This window comes from Flavobacterium flavipallidum (assembly GCF_038289905.1).
Taxonomy (GTDB): Bacteria; Bacteroidota; Bacteroidia; order Flavobacteriales; family Flavobacteriaceae; genus Flavobacterium; species Flavobacterium flavipallidum.
This window is the reverse complement of sequence record NZ_JBBYHU010000025.1, coordinates 42,422-59,405: the sequence shown is the minus strand read 5'-3', so window position 1 is coordinate 59,405 and position 16,984 is coordinate 42,422. Positions and strand designations below refer to the sequence as shown.

Genomic DNA, 16,984 nt, shown 5'->3' with positions numbered 1-16,984 from the left:
TTTTAGCCGAAACTATATCTTGAAAAATCTCAAAAAGCAAAAATGACCGATAATGGATATCTAAAATCGGTCATTTTCTTTAATTTTTATTCAAAAGATAGATTACTTCTGAATGTGCCTAAAAAAATAAAGTCATAAAAAAACGTCCCATCCGATAGCTATCGGGATGGGACGTTTTTTTATGTGAAAAACTATTGTTTTTTAGTCTAATTCAGATGTAAAATACAATTTAACACTTGGGTATTTGTTTTGAGTCATTTGGATGGTGAAGTCCGAATCAGCTAAAAATACTAATTGATCGTATTTATCTTTCGCAAGGAATTTTTGTTTGATTCGTTTGAATTCTTTGAATTCTTCGTTTTTAGCATCATCTGGTTTTACCCAACAAGCTTTATGAACAGGGAAATTCTCATAAGTACATTTTGCACCATATTCGTGTTCTAAACGGTATTGAATTACTTCATATTGAAGTGCTCCAACTGTACCAATTACTTTTCGGTTGTTCATTTCTAAAGTAAACAACTGCGCCACACCTTCGTCCATTAATTGGTCAACTCCTTTGTCCAATTGTTTCGCTTTCATTGGATCGGCATTGTTGATGTATCTGAAGTGTTCCGGAGAGAAACTCGGAATTCCTTTGAAATTCATGATTTCACCTTCGGTTAAAGTATCTCCAATTTTAAAGTTTCCGGTATCGTGAAGACCAACAATATCCCCAGGGTAAGAAATATCAACAATCTCTTTTTTCTCAGCAAAAAAAGCATTCGGACTGGAGAATTTTAGGTTTTTCTTTTGACGAACATGGTAATAAGGTTTGTTTCTTTCAAATGTTCCCGAAACAATTTTGATAAAAGCCAAACGGTCACGGTGTTTTGGATCCATATTAGCATGTATTTTAAATACAAAACCGGATAATTTTTCTTCTTCCGGTTTTACAGGACGTGTGTCAGAATCTTTTACTCTGGGTGCAGGAGCGATGTTGATGAAACAGTCTAATAATTCTCTAACACCAAAGTTATTTAATGCCGATCCGAAAAATACAGGTTGTAATTTTCCTTCCAAATAATCTTCCTGACTGAATTTTGGGTATACTTCGTCAATTAATTCTAGTTCTTCACGAAGTTTATCAGCAGGTTTTTGACCAATTATTTTTTCTAATTCAGGATTTTGAAGGTCTGAAAAAGCAATCGTTTCTTCTATGTTTTTACGGCTGTCACCGCTAAATAGATTGATGTTTTTCTCCCAAAGATTATAAATTCCCTGAAAGTCATATCCCATTCCAATTGGGAAACTCAATGGTGTTACAGTAAGTCCTAATTTTTGTTCTACTTCGTCCATTAGGTCGAAAGCATCATGTCCTTCACGGTCTAATTTGTTGATGAAAACAATCATCGGAATGTTACGCATTCTACATACGGCAACCAATTTTTCCGTTTGTTCCTCAACCCCTTTTGCAACGTCAATAACTACAATTACACTGTCTACTGCAGTTAAAGTTCTAAAAGTGTCTTCGGCAAAATCCTTATGTCCAGGAGTATCCAAGATATTAATTTTTTTATCTTTATAGTTAAAGGCTAAGACCGATGTGGAAACCGAGATCCCTCTTTGGCGCTCAATTTCCATAAAGTCACTCGTTGCTCCTTTTTTAATTTTATTACTTTTTACCGCACCAGCTTCCTGAATAGCCCCTCCAAAAAGCAATAATTTTTCGGTTAAGGTTGTTTTTCCGGCATCAGGATGCGAGATGATTCCGAATGTTCTTCTTCTTTGTATTTCTTCTAAAAAACTCATAGTTAATTCTAAATGGTTCGCAAAAGTACTATTTATATATGCGATTTGAAAATAAATAGGAGGGAGTTGCTTTTTTTACTTTTATATGGGAAAGAAATATTTGAAAAATAAAAATTATGTTTTGGCGATAATTTTTTGTTAATAGTAAGCTTGATAGTTGTATAATGTAATTGAATTGTTATTTTTGTTCGTTTTATTAAAATAAATACAAGTAATATTCTTTTTAAGTTGTTATCTTCCCTCAGTGCTAATTTGGAGAATTATATTTGAAGTCAATTTTTAAAAATAAATTCTATTAAGAAAATGCCTTTAAAATCATTAAGAATGAAATTTATGAACATGAAGAATCTGTTTTTGTTTTTTGTCGTAGTGTTGTTGAATACAACGATAAATGCACAGGAAATAATAAAAGATAGCGTTGTTGTTACAGAAAAAAAAGTCACTCCGGGACAAAGACAAAAAATTGATGGTGTTATTGCTAATGTAGGGGAATATATTGTCCTAGATTCAGATATCGATAAAGCTTATTTAGAAATTTCAAGCCAAGGAGGCTCAATAAAAGATATCAGTAGATGTCAGATGTTGGGCAAATTATTGGAAGATAAATTATACGCGCATCAGGCCATTCAAGATAGTGTTAAGGTGACAGATGCTGAAATTAAATCCATGATGGATGAGCGGTTGAATTATATGGTACAGCAGCTTGGTTCAATGGAAAAAGTGGTTAAGTATTATAAAAAAGATACTGAAGAGGAGTTTAGAACGTATTTTTTTGATATTCTGAAAGAAAATAAACTGACTTCTGAAATGCAAAAGAAGATTGTGGATGAAGTAGAAATTACTCCAGAAGAAGTGCGTAATTTTTTCAAGAAATTACCAAAAGATGAATTGCCTGTTTTTGGTGCCGAAATGGAAGTGGCTCAAATTGTAGTAGAACCAAAAATTACACAGGCTGAAAAACAAAAAGTTATTGACCGTCTGAATGGTTTTAAGAAAGACATTCAGGAGGGTTCTAGTTTTGCTACTAAAGCAGTTTTGTATTCACAGGATCCGGGTTCCAGGTCAAGTGGCGGTTTTTATAAAATGACCAGAAAAACGCCATTTGTTAAAGAGTTTAAAGATGTTGCTTTTAGTTTGGAACAAGGTGAGATTTCTGCTCCATTTGAAACAGAATATGGTTTTCATATCATTTACTTAGAAAAAATTAAAGGACAGGAGTTAGAGTTACGTCATATTTTGTTGACTCCGGCAGTAACTAAGGAATCTTTAGAAGAAGCGAAAGAAAAAATCACTTTGATCAGAAAACGCATCATGGATAAAGAGATTACTTTTGCTGAAGCTGCGAGAACAACGTCAGATCAAAAGGAGACTAGAGCCAATGGAGGGGTTTTGATAAATCCTAATACTCAGGATACTCGTTTTGAGTTGACTAAAATGGATCCTACTTTGTATTCGCAAGTGTCTGGTTTGAAGGATAATGAAATTTCTGCTCCAATTCTGGATGAAACACAATCAGGGAAAAAACAGTATAAAATTATTACAGTGACCAACAGAATTAATGAACATACTGCTGATTATGCTCAGGATTATGTTAAGATTAAAGATTTGGCTTTGAAAGAAAAACAAATTAAGGCAATTGGAAAGTGGTTTGACGAGAAAATAAAAGAGACTTATATTAAAATTATTGGAGAATACAGAGATTGTAATTTTACAAATAACTGGTTAAAAAAATAATTTGTTCAAAATAAAATAAAAGAGTTAGCTTTATGAATTCATAGAGTTAGCTCTTTTTTAATTTAAAATAGTTTAAAAATGTCTGATATTGCAGCGATACATAATTTAGTTCAAAAACGAGCAGAATTAAAAAATGAAATAGCTAAAAAAATTGTTGGTCAGGAAGCCGTAATAGATCAATTGTTATTGTGCGTTTTTTCTGGAGGACATGCGCTTTTAGTGGGTGTTCCTGGTTTGGCAAAAACCTTAATGGTAAATACAATTTCCGAGGCTTTGGGACTTCAGTTTAAAAGAATTCAGTTTACGCCCGATTTGATGCCGTCGGATATTTTAGGTAGTGAAATTCTGGATGAAAATCGACAGTTTAAATTTATAAAAGGACCGGTCTTTTCAAATATTATTTTGGCGGATGAAATTAACCGTACTCCGCCTAAAACACAGGCAGCATTATTGGAAGCCATGCAGGAGTGTTCAGTAACTATTGCAGGAGTAAATCATAAATTAGACGCGCCTTATTTTGTTTTAGCTACGCAAAATCCAATTGAGCAGGAGGGAACTTATCCTTTGCCGGAAGCGCAGTTAGATCGTTTTATGTTTGCAGTTAAATTAGCTTATCCTACTTTTGAAGAAGAAGTTCAGGTGGTAAAAAGAACTACCTCAGACGCTGCTTATAAAATTAATCCATTATTTACAGCTCAGGAAATTATCGATTTTCAGCATTTAATTCGTCGAATTCCGGTTGCTGATAATGTTGTTGAATATGCAGTTTCATTAGTTGGGAAAACACGTCCCGATAGTGCTTTGGCAACGGATTTTGTGAAAAATTATTTGGATTGGGGAGCAGGACCTAGGGCTTCGCAAAATTTGATTCTGGCGGCTAAGGCTCATGCTGCTTTTAATGGGAAATTTTCTCCTGATATTGAAGATGTTGTGGCGGTGGCAACTCCTATTTTGAGGCATAGAATCATCAAGAATTATAAGGCTGACGCCGAAGGTATTACTGAAGAAATGATTATTGCTAAGCTAATTTAAGTTTTACTTAGCTGTTTTTTAGAGGAAATAATAGCTTTCTATGTAACAACATGTTTTAAGTTTGTTAGAAAATAATTAATTGGTTTGTTGAATGTGTATAAAACAAGGTTAAAATACCCCTTTTTGTTAATTTAAGACGTTTTATAACTGTGTTTCTTCAATAATAACTCTTTTAAGGGCTGAGGGAGATTAAATTTTTTTTAATTCTCGGCTTAAATAGCTAAATTTGCAACACAAAAAAAATAAAAACACCTAATATTATGGCGTTTGATTCTTAAATTTTTAAGAGAAAAGCCTTTAACATTGAAATATTATGAATATTTATAACGATTACATCAAGGAAATCGAAGAAAGAAAAGCTCAGGGTCTTCATCCTAAGCCAATTGATGGCGCTGAATTGCTAAGCGAAATCATCTCGCAAATTAAAGACTTAAATAATGCGAATAGAGAAGATTCTCTTCAATTTTTTATTTACAATGCCTTGCCAGGAACTACTCCTGCTGCTGGTGTTAAAGCTAAATTTTTGAAGGAAATTATCCTTGGTGAATCTGTAGTGGCCGAAATCACTCCTGATTTTGCTTTTGAATTATTGTCGCACATGAAAGGTGGTCCTTCTATTGAAGTGCTACTTGATTTGGCTTTAGGAAATGATGCAACAATTGCTCAAAAAGCGGCTGATGTACTTAAAACTCAGGTTTTCCTTTATGAAGCAGATACTGATCGTTTAAAATCAGCTTACACTAGTGGAAATGCTATAGCTAAAGAGATATTAGAAAGTTACGCTAAAGCAGAATTTTTTACAAAACTTCCTGAAGTTGCTGAAGAAATTAAAGTGGTTACTTTTATCGCTGGTGAAGGAGATATTTCAACAGATTTACTTTCTCCAGGAAACCAAGCACACTCGCGTTCTGACCGTGAATTACACGGAAAATGTATGATTACTCCTGAAGCTCAGGAGGAAATCAAAGCTTTGCAAGCACAACATCCAGATAAATCAGTAATGTTAATCGCTGAAAAAGGAACAATGGGAGTTGGATCATCTCGTATGTCAGGAGTTAATAACGTGGCGCTTTGGACAGGAAAACAAGCTAGTCCATATGTTCCATTTGTGAATTTTGCTCCTATTGTTGGTGGTACAAATGGTATTTCTCCAATTTTCCTGACTACAGTTGATGTAACAGGAGGTATAGGGATTGACCTTAAAAACTGGGTTAAAAAAACTGATGCTGATGGAAATTTAGTTCGTAACGAAAGTGGTGAGCCAGTTTTAGAGCAAGCTTATTCTGTGGCTACAGGAACGGTTTTAACAATCAATACGAAAACAAAAAAATTATATAATGGAGACCAAGAGTTGATTGATATTTCAAGATCTTTCACTCCTCAAAAAATGGAATTCATTAAAGCAGGAGGATCATATGCTATTGTATTTGGTAAAAAATTACAAACATTTGCTGCTAAAACTTTAGGCGTTGAAGCTCCTGTGGTATTTGCTCCATCAAAAGAGATTTCTCATGAAGGGCAAGGTTTAACAGCTGTTGAGAAAATCTTCAACAGAAACGCTGTAGGAACTACACCAGGAAAAGTATTGCATGCAGGTTCTGACGTTCGTGTAGAAGTTAATATCGTAGGATCCCAAGATACTACAGGTTTGATGACTGCTCAGGAATTAGAGTCTATGGCTGCTACGGTAATTTCTCCGGTTGTTGATGGTGCTTACCAATCAGGTTGTCACACTGCTTCAGTTTGGGATAAAAAAGCACAAGCTAACATTCCTAAATTGATGAAATTTATGAATGACTTCGGATTGATTACAGCTCGTGACCCTAAAGGTGTTTACCATTCAATGACTGACGTTATCCACAAAGTATTAAATGATATTACTATTGACGAATGGGCTATCATCATTGGTGGAGATTCTCATACTCGTATGTCAAAAGGGGTAGCTTTCGGTGCCGATTCAGGAACAGTTGCTCTTGCATTAGCTACTGGTGAGGCTTCTATGCCAATTCCGGAGTCTGTAAAAGTTACTTTCAAAGGAGATATGAAATCATATATGGATTTCCGTGATGTGGTTCACGCTACGCAACAACAAATGTTGAAGCAATTCGGTGGAGAAAATGTATTCCAAGGTAGAATTATCGAGGTTCATATTGGAACACTTACAGCTGACCAGGCGTTTACATTTACTGACTGGACTGCTGAGATGAAAGCAAAAGCTTCTATCTGTATTTCTGAAGACGAGACATTAATCGAATCTTTAGAAATTGCTAAAGGAAGAATCCAAATTATGATTGATAAAGGTATGGATAATGCTAAACAAGTGTTGAAAGGCCTAATCGATAAAGCTAATAAACGTATTGCTGAAATCAAATCTGGTGAAAAACCAGCTTTAACTCCAGATGCGAATGCTAAATATTATGCTGAAGTAGTGGTTGATTTAGATGTTATTGCTGAACCAATGATTGCTGACCCAGATGTTAATAATGCTGATGTTTCTAAACGTTATACTCACGATACAATCAGACCATTATCTTACTATGGTGGAGAGAAAAAGGTAGACTTAGGGTTTATTGGATCTTGTATGGTTCACAAAGGAGATATGAAGATTTTAGCTCAAATGCTTAAAAATGTTGAGGCTCAAAAAGGTAAGGTTGAATTTAATGCTCCTCTTGTAGTTGCTCCTCCGACATATAACATTGTTGATGAGTTGAAAGCTGAAGGTGATTGGGAAGTATTACAAAGATATTCTGGTTTCGAATTTGACGATAATGCTCCAAAAGGTGCAGCTCGTACGGAATATGAAAACATGTTGTATTTAGAGCGTCCTGGATGTAACCTTTGTATGGGTAACCAAGAGAAAGCTTCTAAGGGAGATACGGTAATGGCTACTTCAACACGTCTTTTCCAAGGTCGTGTAGTTGAGGATTCAGCTGAGAAAAAAGGAGAATCATTACTTTCTTCTACTCCAGTTGTTGTACTTTCAACAATTTTAGGTAGAACTCCAACAATTGAAGAATATACTAAAGCTGTTGAGGGAATTAACTTAACTAAGTTTGCTCCATCACATAAATTGCTTGTAAAATAATCGTAAGATTAGTTAAATAAATCTAAAGCCTAAGTTAATTGACTTAGGCTTTTTTATTGCTGTATTATTTTTTTGTAACTTGTATTGATTAATAAAATAACAAATAAAAATAAAGAAATCTTATGGCATTTGATATTGAAATGATAAAAAAAGTGTATGCAAACATGGCTTCCCGTGTTGATGCAGCACGTGAAATTGTTGGTCGTCCTCTTACGCTGACTGAGAAAATTTTATATAGCCATCTTTGGGATGCGCAACCAAAATCTGCCTACAAAAGAGGTGTAGATTATGTCGATTTTGCTCCGGATAGAGTAGCCTGTCAAGATGCAACAGCTCAAATGGCGTTATTGCAATTCATGCATGCCGGAAAATCAAAAGTAGCTGTTCCTACGACGGTGCATTGTGATCACTTAATTCAGGCAAAAGTAGGGGCTTCTACGGATTTGGCTGTTGCTAATACACAATCAAAAGAGGTTTTCGATTTTCTTTCTTCAGTTTCAAATAAATATGGAATAGGTTTTTGGAAACCGGGTTCCGGAATTATTCATCAAATTGTTCTCGAAAATTATGCATTTCCCGGAGGGATGATGATTGGTACCGATTCACACACAGTAAATGCAGGTGGATTAGGCATGCTGGCAATTGGTGTAGGTGGTGCTGATGCAGTAGATGTGATGTCAGGTATGTCATGGGAATTAAAATTTCCTAAGTTAATCGGAGTGAAATTAACTGGTAAGTTATCAGGTTGGACAGCTCCAAAAGATGTTATTCTGAAGGTTGCCGATATTCTTACTGTAAAAGGAGGGACAGGGGCAATTGTGGAATATTTTGGTGAAGGAGCAACGAGTATGTCTTGTACAGGAAAAGGAACAATTTGTAATATGGGTGCTGAAATAGGTGCAACGACTTCCACCTTTGGCTATGATGATTCAATGAGAAGGTATTTGTCTGCTACAGGACGTCAGGATGTGGTGGATGCTGCAGATAAAGTAGCTTCTTATTTGACAGCAGATCCTGAAGTTTATGCAAATCCTTCTGAATATTTCGACCAATTAATTGAAATAAATTTATCTGAATTAGAGCCTCATATTAATGGGCCTTTTACTCCGGATAGAGGTACGCCTGTTTCGCAAATGAAAGTTGAAGCCGAAGCTAACGGTTGGCCTATAAAAGTAGAATGGGGATTGATAGGTTCTTGTACTAATTCTTCTTATGAAGACATGTCCCGTGCCGCCTCAATTGTTCGACAGGCCGTAGCATTGGGGGTAACTCCAAAGGCTGAATTTGGTATTAACCCAGGTTCTGAGCAAATTCGTTATACCATCGAAAGAGATGGAATTATAGCTGATTTTGAAAAAATGGGTACTAAGGTGTTTACTAATGCTTGCGGACCTTGTATTGGGCAATGGGATAGAGCAGGAGCTGACAAAGGAGAGAAAAACACTATTGTGCATTCTTTTAATCGTAATTTCTCAAAACGAGCTGATGGTAACCCAAATACGCATGCTTTTGTAACTTCTCCTGAAATGGTGGCGGCTTTAGCAATTTCAGGTAGATTAGATTTTAATCCAATGACAGATACTTTATTGAATGATAATGGCGAAGAAGTAAAATTGGTAGCTCCTGAAGGTGATGAATTACCGAAAAGAGGATTTGATGTAGAAGATGCTGGATTTCAGGCTCCGGCAGAAGATGGTTCTAATGTGCAGGTAAATGTAAGTCCGACTTCAGATCGTTTGCAATTATTAGCTCCATTTGAAGCTTGGAATAAAAAGAATATCGTAGGTGCTAAATTGTTAATCAAAGCTTTTGGTAAATGTACTACCGATCATATTTCTATGGCTGGGCCATGGCTACGATATCGCGGACATTTGGATAATATTTCTAATAATATGTTGATTGGTGCGGTGAATGCGTTTAATCAAAAAACGAATTCGGTTAAGAATCAATTAACAGGAGAATACGATGCTGTTCCTGCTGTAGCAAGAGCTTATAAAGCTGCAAGTGTGCCATCGGTTGTAGTGGGTGATCAAAACTATGGTGAAGGTTCATCTCGTGAGCATGCAGCTATGGAGCCTCGTTTTCTGGGGGTAAAAGCGGTATTGGTGAAATCTTTTGCGCGAATTCATGAAACAAATCTTAAAAAACAAGGGATGCTGGCCCTGACTTTTGCTAATGAATCGGATTATGATAAAATTCTAGAAGATGATACGATTAACTTTTTGGATTTAACTGAATTTGCTCCAGGTAAACCATTGAAATTAGAATTTGTTCATGCAAGTGGAACGAAAGATATAATAATGGCTAATCATACTTATAATGAAAGTCAAATTGGTTGGTTTGTTGCAGGGGCTGCATTAAATTTAATTGCCGCCGAAGCATAATTTATATTTTATTGTAAAAAAATGCGGTCTGTTTAATCAGGTCGCTTTTTTTTTGATAAAATGCTAAAAAAGAGCTTAAAGTGTTGTTGAAGTTGGTTTTATTGGTATTAAAATGTTAAATTCGCTTTTGTCAAGTTTTTGTTCAGGAAAACTAAATTCTTTTAGGATTGATTCTGTAAGGTTCTGTAAATGAAAGAACTGTTTTTTTAAATTAAAATTATTGTATGAGGCGTAAATTTTGGATTGTTTTATTGGTTTTGTTTGTTAAGTTTAATGGGTTTTCTCAGGAAAAATTCATTCAGCACGTAGTAACTAAGGGTGAAACAATATCTAAAATTGCAGAACAATACAATGTAAAATCTACAGCTATATATGAACTTAATCCTGATGCAAAAAAAGGGATTAAATTCAAAGAGGTTTTGCTGATACCTGTAGCTTCTACTTCTTCAAAAAGTACAAAAAAGAATTCAAATCTTGTTGCCTCTACTATTGTGGATGCAAAACAAGAGCAGCATGTTATTTTGGCAAAAGAGACACTCTATGGAATTGCAAAGCAATATGGAGTTAAAGTTACCGACTTATATGCAATTAATCCTTCTTTAGAAAATAAAGCATTAAAAGTGGGCGATATAATTAATGTGCCGCTCATTGAAAAGAAAGAAGAGGTATTAGCAAATTTACCTAAAAAAGAACTTGTAAAAACAGAAGTTAAGCCTGTAGTAAAAGCAGAGGTTAAACAAGAAATTAAAACTGAGGTTCCTCAAATTATTACTGAAAAGAAAGAAGTATTAGCTGTAGAGCAACCAAGTGCTAATGGAAATTTGATTAAAGAAGTTTTACCAAAAGAAACGCTTTATGGAATTGCCAAACAATATGGCATTAGTGTGGCTGATATTGAAAAGGCTAATCCAATTCTTGCTGTACAGTCTTTAAGAATAGGTCAGAGTATAGTTATACCGGCTCAAAAAGTTGCTGTAAATTTGGAAGAAAAAGTGCTTGAAAGCAATAAAGAATTGGTTGGGATAAATTCGATTGTTGCAGGAGCAGATAAAAAAGCAACAGAAAATGATAAAGACCTTAATGCTGAAGTAGAAATTACACATGAAGTTTTGCCTAAAGAGACAAAGTATGGAATTGCTAAGGCATTTGGCATTAGTGTGAAAGAGTTAGAGACGCAAAATCCTAAAATTGCAAATAAACTTTTGGTTGGTGAAAAATTAATGATTCGAACTGCAAAATCAAATGTGAAATCAGCTGCAAAATTTGATTTTACCGCCAATGATGATTTTGCTGGAGATGAAGGAGTGAATTATAGTATGAAATCATATCAAGGAACTGACTTAATAGAGCAGTTGATTTGTACCGCTTCTGAAAATATAGGCGTTCGTTATAGATCAGGAGGGGTTACTAAAGATGGTTTTGATTGTTCCGGATTAATGTTTTCTACATTTGGGAGTTATGATATACAATTGCCTCGTTCTTCAATTGAACAGTCACAAATTGGTACCAAGATTAATGCTGAAGAAGCAAAAAAAGGAGATTTGATTTTCTTTAAAACAAATGGAAGAAGCCGAATTAATCATGTAGGAATGGTAGTTGAAGTAGCAGCAGATGGTGAAATTAAATTTATTCATGCCTCAACAAGTAGTGGTGTAATTATTTCATCTACCAAAGAAGAATATTATAGTAAAAGAGTCACTCAAATCAATCGGGTTTTAGACGAACGAATTTATTAAGTATTAAAAAAACGCCTTTTTTAAGGCGTTTTTTTATGCTCATTTATTTGAGGTTTTTGGAAATAGAACAGAGTACTTTTCCTTTGAATACGATTGTTTTTTGAAATCAATTTAGTTTTTCTGCAGTAAAAATAGTCATTTGTATTAGATGTAAATTATAATAAACGAAGCCTTGTTTTTTCAACTTACATACTTTTGAGTCAATGTTCTTTTTCAGTAAGAGAAAATCAAATCAAATTAACAGAAATAAAAAACCGCCCCAAATATTTTTGAGACGGCTTGTTTTGTTTTTGAAGTTAAATATTAAATGATAATTCGAATAATTTCTCCGTTTTTGTTTAGCATTTCTATTCTAACACTTTGTTGATTGTCTTTATTGTTCAAAAGTTTAGAAGCACTTTCAATATCTTTTATTTTTACATTGTCAATGCTCAAAATGATGTTTCCTTGTAGTTCGTCAGCATATTGACTTAGATTTTCATTATTGATTGATTTGATTTTTACACCATAATCAACACGGAAATTCTTTTTATCTGCTGGGGTAATATTTTCTAATTCGATTCCTTTGAATTCAGCACTAAAAAATTCATTTTTACTTAGAGTTACAGGAACAGTTTTAGTTTCGTTTTCCCTAATAATAGTTACATTTACTTTGTCGTTAGGACGTTTTGTATTAATGTATCCGGAAAGATCAGCAAAAGTGGAAATCTTTTGCGAGTCAATTTTAACGATAATATCACCTTTTTTCAGTCCTGATTTGTCAGCTCCAGTATTTTTTCTAACATTGTTAATGTAGAAACCTTCTGTTTGTTTTACTCCAAATTCTTTAGAAACTTTAGCATTTAATTCACCACCTTCAACACCTAAAATTCCACGCTGTACATTACCAAATTGCATAATGTCTTCAATGATTTTTCTGGTAAGGTTTGATGGAACAGCAAAAGAATAACCCACATAAGATCCTGTCATCGAACTAATCATGGTGTTGATTCCTATTAAATCACCACGAGTATTTACTAAGGCTCCTCCACTGTTTCCAGGGTTTACAGCAGCATCAGTTTGTATGAATGACTGGATTCCGTCATTAGTTAAATTTCTGGCTTTTGCCGATACAATTCCAGCTGTAACTGTTGATGTAAGGTTATATGGATTACCTACAGCAAGTACCCATTCACCTACTTTTACATCATCAGAATTTCCGAAAGATGAATAAGGTAATTTTTCATCAGCATCAATTTTTAAAAGGGCAATATCCATTTTAGAATCGGTACCAATTAGTTTTGCTTTGTAAGATTTTTTGTTGTTCAAGGTAATTTCGATTTCCGAAGCGTCTTTAATTACGTGATTGTTAGTAACAATATATCCGTCTTCAGAAATAATTACACCTGAACCGGTTCCTACTTGTTCCTGAGATTGTCCTCCACCACGGTAACCGTAGAAAAATTCCATAATTGGGTCGCTGATTTTTTGGTGCGAAACATTTTTAACGTGAACAACGGTATGAATCGTTTTATCAGCGGCTTCGGTAAAGTCTAGTACATCCGGGGATAATCCCACTCTTTTCGTATAGGCATCAGAAGCCAAAGTGGTTAGCGTTTTTCTGTCATTCGAAAAATAACCATTTTCGTCAAATAATAATTTGTAAGCGCCAAGTGTAGTGGCTCCACTTAAAAGGGATACTAAAAATAGATTTGAAAATCGGTTCATAATAGCAGTTATTTTAGTTATTTAGTAGAGTAAATTTAAAACGAAAAACGAATGTTAAAAAACACTTTAACGCTGTTTAACAATGATTAACATTTCGTTAATAGTTCGTACTTTTGCAAAACTAATTAATAAATAATGCAACTACACTTTTATAAATATCAGGGAACGGGTAATGATTTTGTAATCATTGATAATCGTAGCAATTTTTTTCCAAAAGAAGATACTAAACTTATTGAAAGACTTTGTGATAGACGTTTTGGAATAGGAGCCGACGGTTTAATGTTGCTTGAAAATGATCCTGAAACCGATTTTAAAATGGTTTATTACAATTCTGATGGGAATCAAAGTACCATGTGCGGAAATGGCGGAAGATGTTTGGTAGCTTTCGCGAAACAATTAAATGTAATTGGTGATACTACTTCTTTTAATGCTGTAGATGGATTACATCATGCTTCAGTGGATAAAGATGGAATTGTTTCTTTACAAATGATTGATGTCGATGGCATAAAAATAAATCCGGATTACAGTTTTTTAAATACAGGTTCGCCACATCATGTGCAATTAGTAGATGATTTGGAGCATTATAATGTAAAAGAAAACGGGGCAGCTATTCGTTATGGAGAATTGTATGGCAAAGCAGGAAGTAATATCAATTTTGTCAAAAAAATAGACGACTCTACTTTTGCACTTCGAACTTATGAGCGTGGAGTAGAAGATGAAACCCTGGCTTGCGGAACCGGAGCAACGGCTGCTGCTATTGCAATGAATGCTACCGGGCAAACAGATTTGACGTCTATTAATATGAATGTTGAAGGCGGAAAATTATCGGTTTCTTTCAAAAAAGAAGGCAATAAATATGTTGATGTTTTCCTGAATGGTCCGGCAAAATTTGTTTTTGAAGGCACTATCGAAATATAATTAAATTCCTCACTTCCCAATGCTTACATTAAAAGGAGATTCTCTTTATTTGCGCGCTCTTGAGCCTGATGATTTAGAATTTATCTATACCATAGAAAACGATGAAAACATTTGGGAAGTGAGTAATACGCAAACTCCTTACAGCCGATTTCTCATTCGGCAGTATCTTGAAAATGCCCATCAGGACATTTATGAAGCCAAGCAATTGCGTTTAGCCATTTCTCAGGACGAAGATTTTCCGGCCTTAGGTTTGATTGATTTATTTGATTTTGATCCTAAGAATAACAGGGCAGGAATTGGAATTCTGATACATAGTGTAGCTAACAGAAATCTAAAGTTAGGTTCTGAAGCTTTAGGACTTTTAATCAACTATTCATTTAAGCATCTTAATTTGCATCAATTGTATGCAAATATTGGTTTAGAAAATGAAGCAAGTATAGCACTTTTTACTAAATTTGGCTTTCAGTGTATAGGTGTCAAAAAAGATTGGAATCTTATAAACGGAGTATATCAAGACGAAGCCATCTATCAATTAATTAACCCCCAATTTTAAAAATTTAGCTTTATAATGAGCACAAAAAAGATTATTTCAATCATTTCCATTGTTGTAATTAGTGGATTGATTATTTATGGATTTGTTTTGATTGGACAAATATTTTCAAGTAACACTAAGTTTTCTCAAGACGAAGTTTATGTTCATGTTCCAACGGATGCCAGTTATGAGCAGGTTTTGGATTCGTTGACTCCTTATGTGACTAATGTAGAACGATTTGAAATGGTAGCCAGTAAAATGAGTTATCCTGAAAATGTAAAATCGGGGCGTTTTTTGTTAACTAAAGGAATGAATAGTTACGAATTAGTAAAAGCGATGCGATATAATGTTCCAGTTAAATTGGCCTTTAATAATCAGGAACGTATTGAAAATTTAGCAGCTCGTGTAGGTACTCAAATAGAAGCAGATAGTGCTTCTTTGATGAATTCATTCAAAGATTCTATCTTTTTAAAAGAAAATGGTTTCACCGAAGAAAATGTATTGGCAATGTTTATTCCTAATACTTATGAAGTCTATTGGAATACTTCGGCGGTGAAATTCAGGGATAAAATGATTAAAGAATACCGTAATTTTTGGAATAATGAACGTGTTTCCAAAGCTAAAAAACAAGGTTTAACACCTACTGATGCTACAATATTGGCATCGATTGTTCACAAAGAATCAGTAAAAAAAGACGAAAGACCAAGAATTGCTGGTGTTTATTTGAATCGATTGAGATCAGGAATGCCACTCCAGGCTGATCCTACTGTAATTTTTGCAAAAAAGAAAAAAGATAATGATTTCAATCAGGTTATAAAACGTGTTTTATACAACGATTTGTTTTTGAATTCTCCTTATAACACTTATAAAGTAGTTGGACTTCCTCCGGGACCTATTGCCATGCCTGATATTACAGCCTTAGAAGCGGTATTAAATCCTGAAAAAAATAACTTTATTTATTTTTGTGCCAGTACTGATCGTTTTGGCTACCATGAATTTGCAGCTACTTTAGCGGAGCACAACGTAAATGCCAAAAAATATGCTGATTGGGTTAATGCTCAGGGAATTAAAAGATAGTTTTGAAGTGTAAAAGTATTTTATTCCTGAGTTTGTTGTTTGCAATTTCGAATTGCGTGGCTCAAAGTGGAATAAACTCTTTTTTGAAACCTTCAGATAGTTTAAATCATAAAAGACAAAAAGCTGTTTTCGTTTCGGAAGCAGCTTTTTCAGCTATAAGTTTGGTGGGTTTAAATCAGTTGTGGTATGCCGATTATCCCCGTTCTAAGTTCCATTTTATCAATGATAATGAAGAATGGTTGCAAATGGATAAGTCAGGACATTTATATTCTTCTTATCATTTAGGCCGTTTGGGAAGTGAAATGTTGCGGTGGAGTGGAGCCAGTCCTGAAAAGCAATTAGTTTATGGCGCTGGCCTAGGATTTGCTTTTTTGACAGCTGTAGAAGTTTTAGACGGCTTTTCTTCTCAATGGGGAGCTTCATCCGGTGATGTGATTGCCAATGCAACAGGAACGGCATTATATGTTTCCCAACAATTACTTTGGAAAGAGCAACGAATTATGCCCAAATTTTCCTTTCATACTACACGATTTGCAGCATACCGCCCAGAAGTTTTAGGAAGTAGTTTTTCTGAGCAAATTTTAAAAGATTATAACGGACAAACCTACTGGTTATCGGCTAATTTGAAATCCTTTTTTAAAGACTCCAAAATTCCAAAAATTTTAAATATTGCAATTGGATACGGAGCAGATGGAATGTTAACTGGAAAAGATGAAAATTCTGTAATTTTAGCAAGCGAAAATCTGCAAAAATCTCGACAATTTTACCTAAGTTTAGATCTCGATTTGACAAAAATTGAGACCAAATCCCATTTTTTGAAGACTTTTTTTTCTGTTTTTTCTGTTTTAAAAATTCCTGCACCCACGCTTGAATACTCAGGTCCTGAGGGGTTTAGAGCGCATCTGTTTTACTTTTGAGTTGAATTAATTGCTTGATTTTCAGGTTTTATTAAAAAAGTTGTATCTTTGCGCAGTGAAATTTTCAGAGG

At 34.5% G+C, this 16,984-nt stretch carries 11 protein-coding genes; 9 read left to right on the top strand and 2 right to left on the bottom strand.

Annotation, left to right across the window (positions count from 1 at the left end):
* Window positions 1-201 precede the first annotated feature (201 nt).
* Window positions 202-1,791 (bottom strand): peptide chain release factor 3, encoded by a 1,590-nt coding sequence (locus AAEO59_RS11945; RefSeq protein ID WP_341700975.1) that lies wholly within the window; start codon window positions 1,789-1,791, stop codon window positions 202-204.
* A 333-nt stretch (window positions 1,792-2,124) separates the two neighbouring features.
* Between AAEO59_RS11945 and AAEO59_RS11940 the strand changes: the two genes are divergently transcribed.
* The 5 genes from AAEO59_RS11940 to AAEO59_RS11920 all read left to right on the top strand — a co-directional run bounded on the left by AAEO59_RS11940 (window position 2,125) and on the right by AAEO59_RS11920 (window position 11,762).
* Entirely contained in the window at window positions 2,125-3,525 is a 1,401-nt protein-coding gene (locus AAEO59_RS11940; protein ID WP_407934933.1) for a peptidylprolyl isomerase, read from the top strand.
* A gap of 78 nt (window positions 3,526-3,603) precedes the next feature.
* The gene (locus tag AAEO59_RS11935) at window positions 3,604-4,557 is read left to right on the top strand and encodes an AAA family ATPase (protein WP_341700973.1); all 954 of its coding nucleotides are present in this window, start codon (window positions 3,604-3,606) and stop codon (window positions 4,555-4,557) included.
* A 313-nt stretch (window positions 4,558-4,870) separates the two neighbouring features.
* Window positions 4,871-7,642 (top strand): bifunctional aconitate hydratase 2/2-methylisocitrate dehydratase, encoded by a 2,772-nt coding sequence (locus tag AAEO59_RS11930; RefSeq protein ID WP_341700972.1) that lies wholly within the window; start codon window positions 4,871-4,873, stop codon window positions 7,640-7,642.
* Between the two features lie 122 nt (window positions 7,643-7,764).
* Window positions 7,765-10,026, top strand: a complete 2,262-nt coding sequence (locus AAEO59_RS11925) for an aconitate hydratase (RefSeq protein WP_341700971.1) — start codon at window positions 7,765-7,767, stop codon at window positions 10,024-10,026.
* A 224-nt stretch (window positions 10,027-10,250) separates the two neighbouring features.
* Window positions 10,251-11,762: a peptidoglycan endopeptidase gene (locus AAEO59_RS11920; protein WP_341700970.1), complete on the top strand. Its 1,512-nt coding sequence runs from the start codon at window positions 10,251-10,253 to the stop codon at window positions 11,760-11,762.
* A 303-nt stretch (window positions 11,763-12,065) separates the two neighbouring features.
* On the opposite strand, the gene AAEO59_RS11915 is transcribed toward AAEO59_RS11920, so the two are convergent.
* Window positions 12,066-13,469, bottom strand: a complete 1,404-nt coding sequence (locus AAEO59_RS11915) for a Do family serine endopeptidase (protein ID WP_341700969.1) — start codon at window positions 13,467-13,469, stop codon at window positions 12,066-12,068.
* A gap of 135 nt (window positions 13,470-13,604) precedes the next feature.
* On the opposite strand from AAEO59_RS11915, the gene dapF reads away from it, so the two are divergent.
* From dapF to AAEO59_RS11895, 4 genes are read left to right on the top strand one after another with little or no spacing between them, the layout of a single operon-like run.
* Window positions 13,605-14,387, top strand: a complete 783-nt coding sequence (gene dapF, locus AAEO59_RS11910; protein WP_341700968.1) for a diaminopimelate epimerase — start codon at window positions 13,605-13,607, stop codon at window positions 14,385-14,387.
* Window positions 14,388-14,406: 19 nt separating this feature from the next.
* Entirely contained in the window at window positions 14,407-14,940 is a 534-nt protein-coding gene (locus AAEO59_RS11905) for a GNAT family N-acetyltransferase (RefSeq protein ID WP_341700967.1), read from the top strand.
* Window positions 14,941-14,955: 15 nt separating this feature from the next.
* Window positions 14,956-15,996 carry an endolytic transglycosylase MltG gene (gene mltG / locus AAEO59_RS11900; protein WP_341700966.1) on the top strand — a complete coding sequence of 347 codons (1,041 nt, stop codon included), beginning with the start codon at window positions 14,956-14,958 and terminating at the stop codon, window positions 15,994-15,996.
* 2 nt (window positions 15,997-15,998) lie between these two features.
* A complete protein-coding gene (locus AAEO59_RS11895) occupies window positions 15,999-16,913 on the top strand; it encodes a DUF2279 domain-containing protein (protein ID WP_341700965.1) in 915 nt (304 codons plus the stop codon).
* Window positions 16,914-16,984 lie beyond the last annotated feature (71 nt).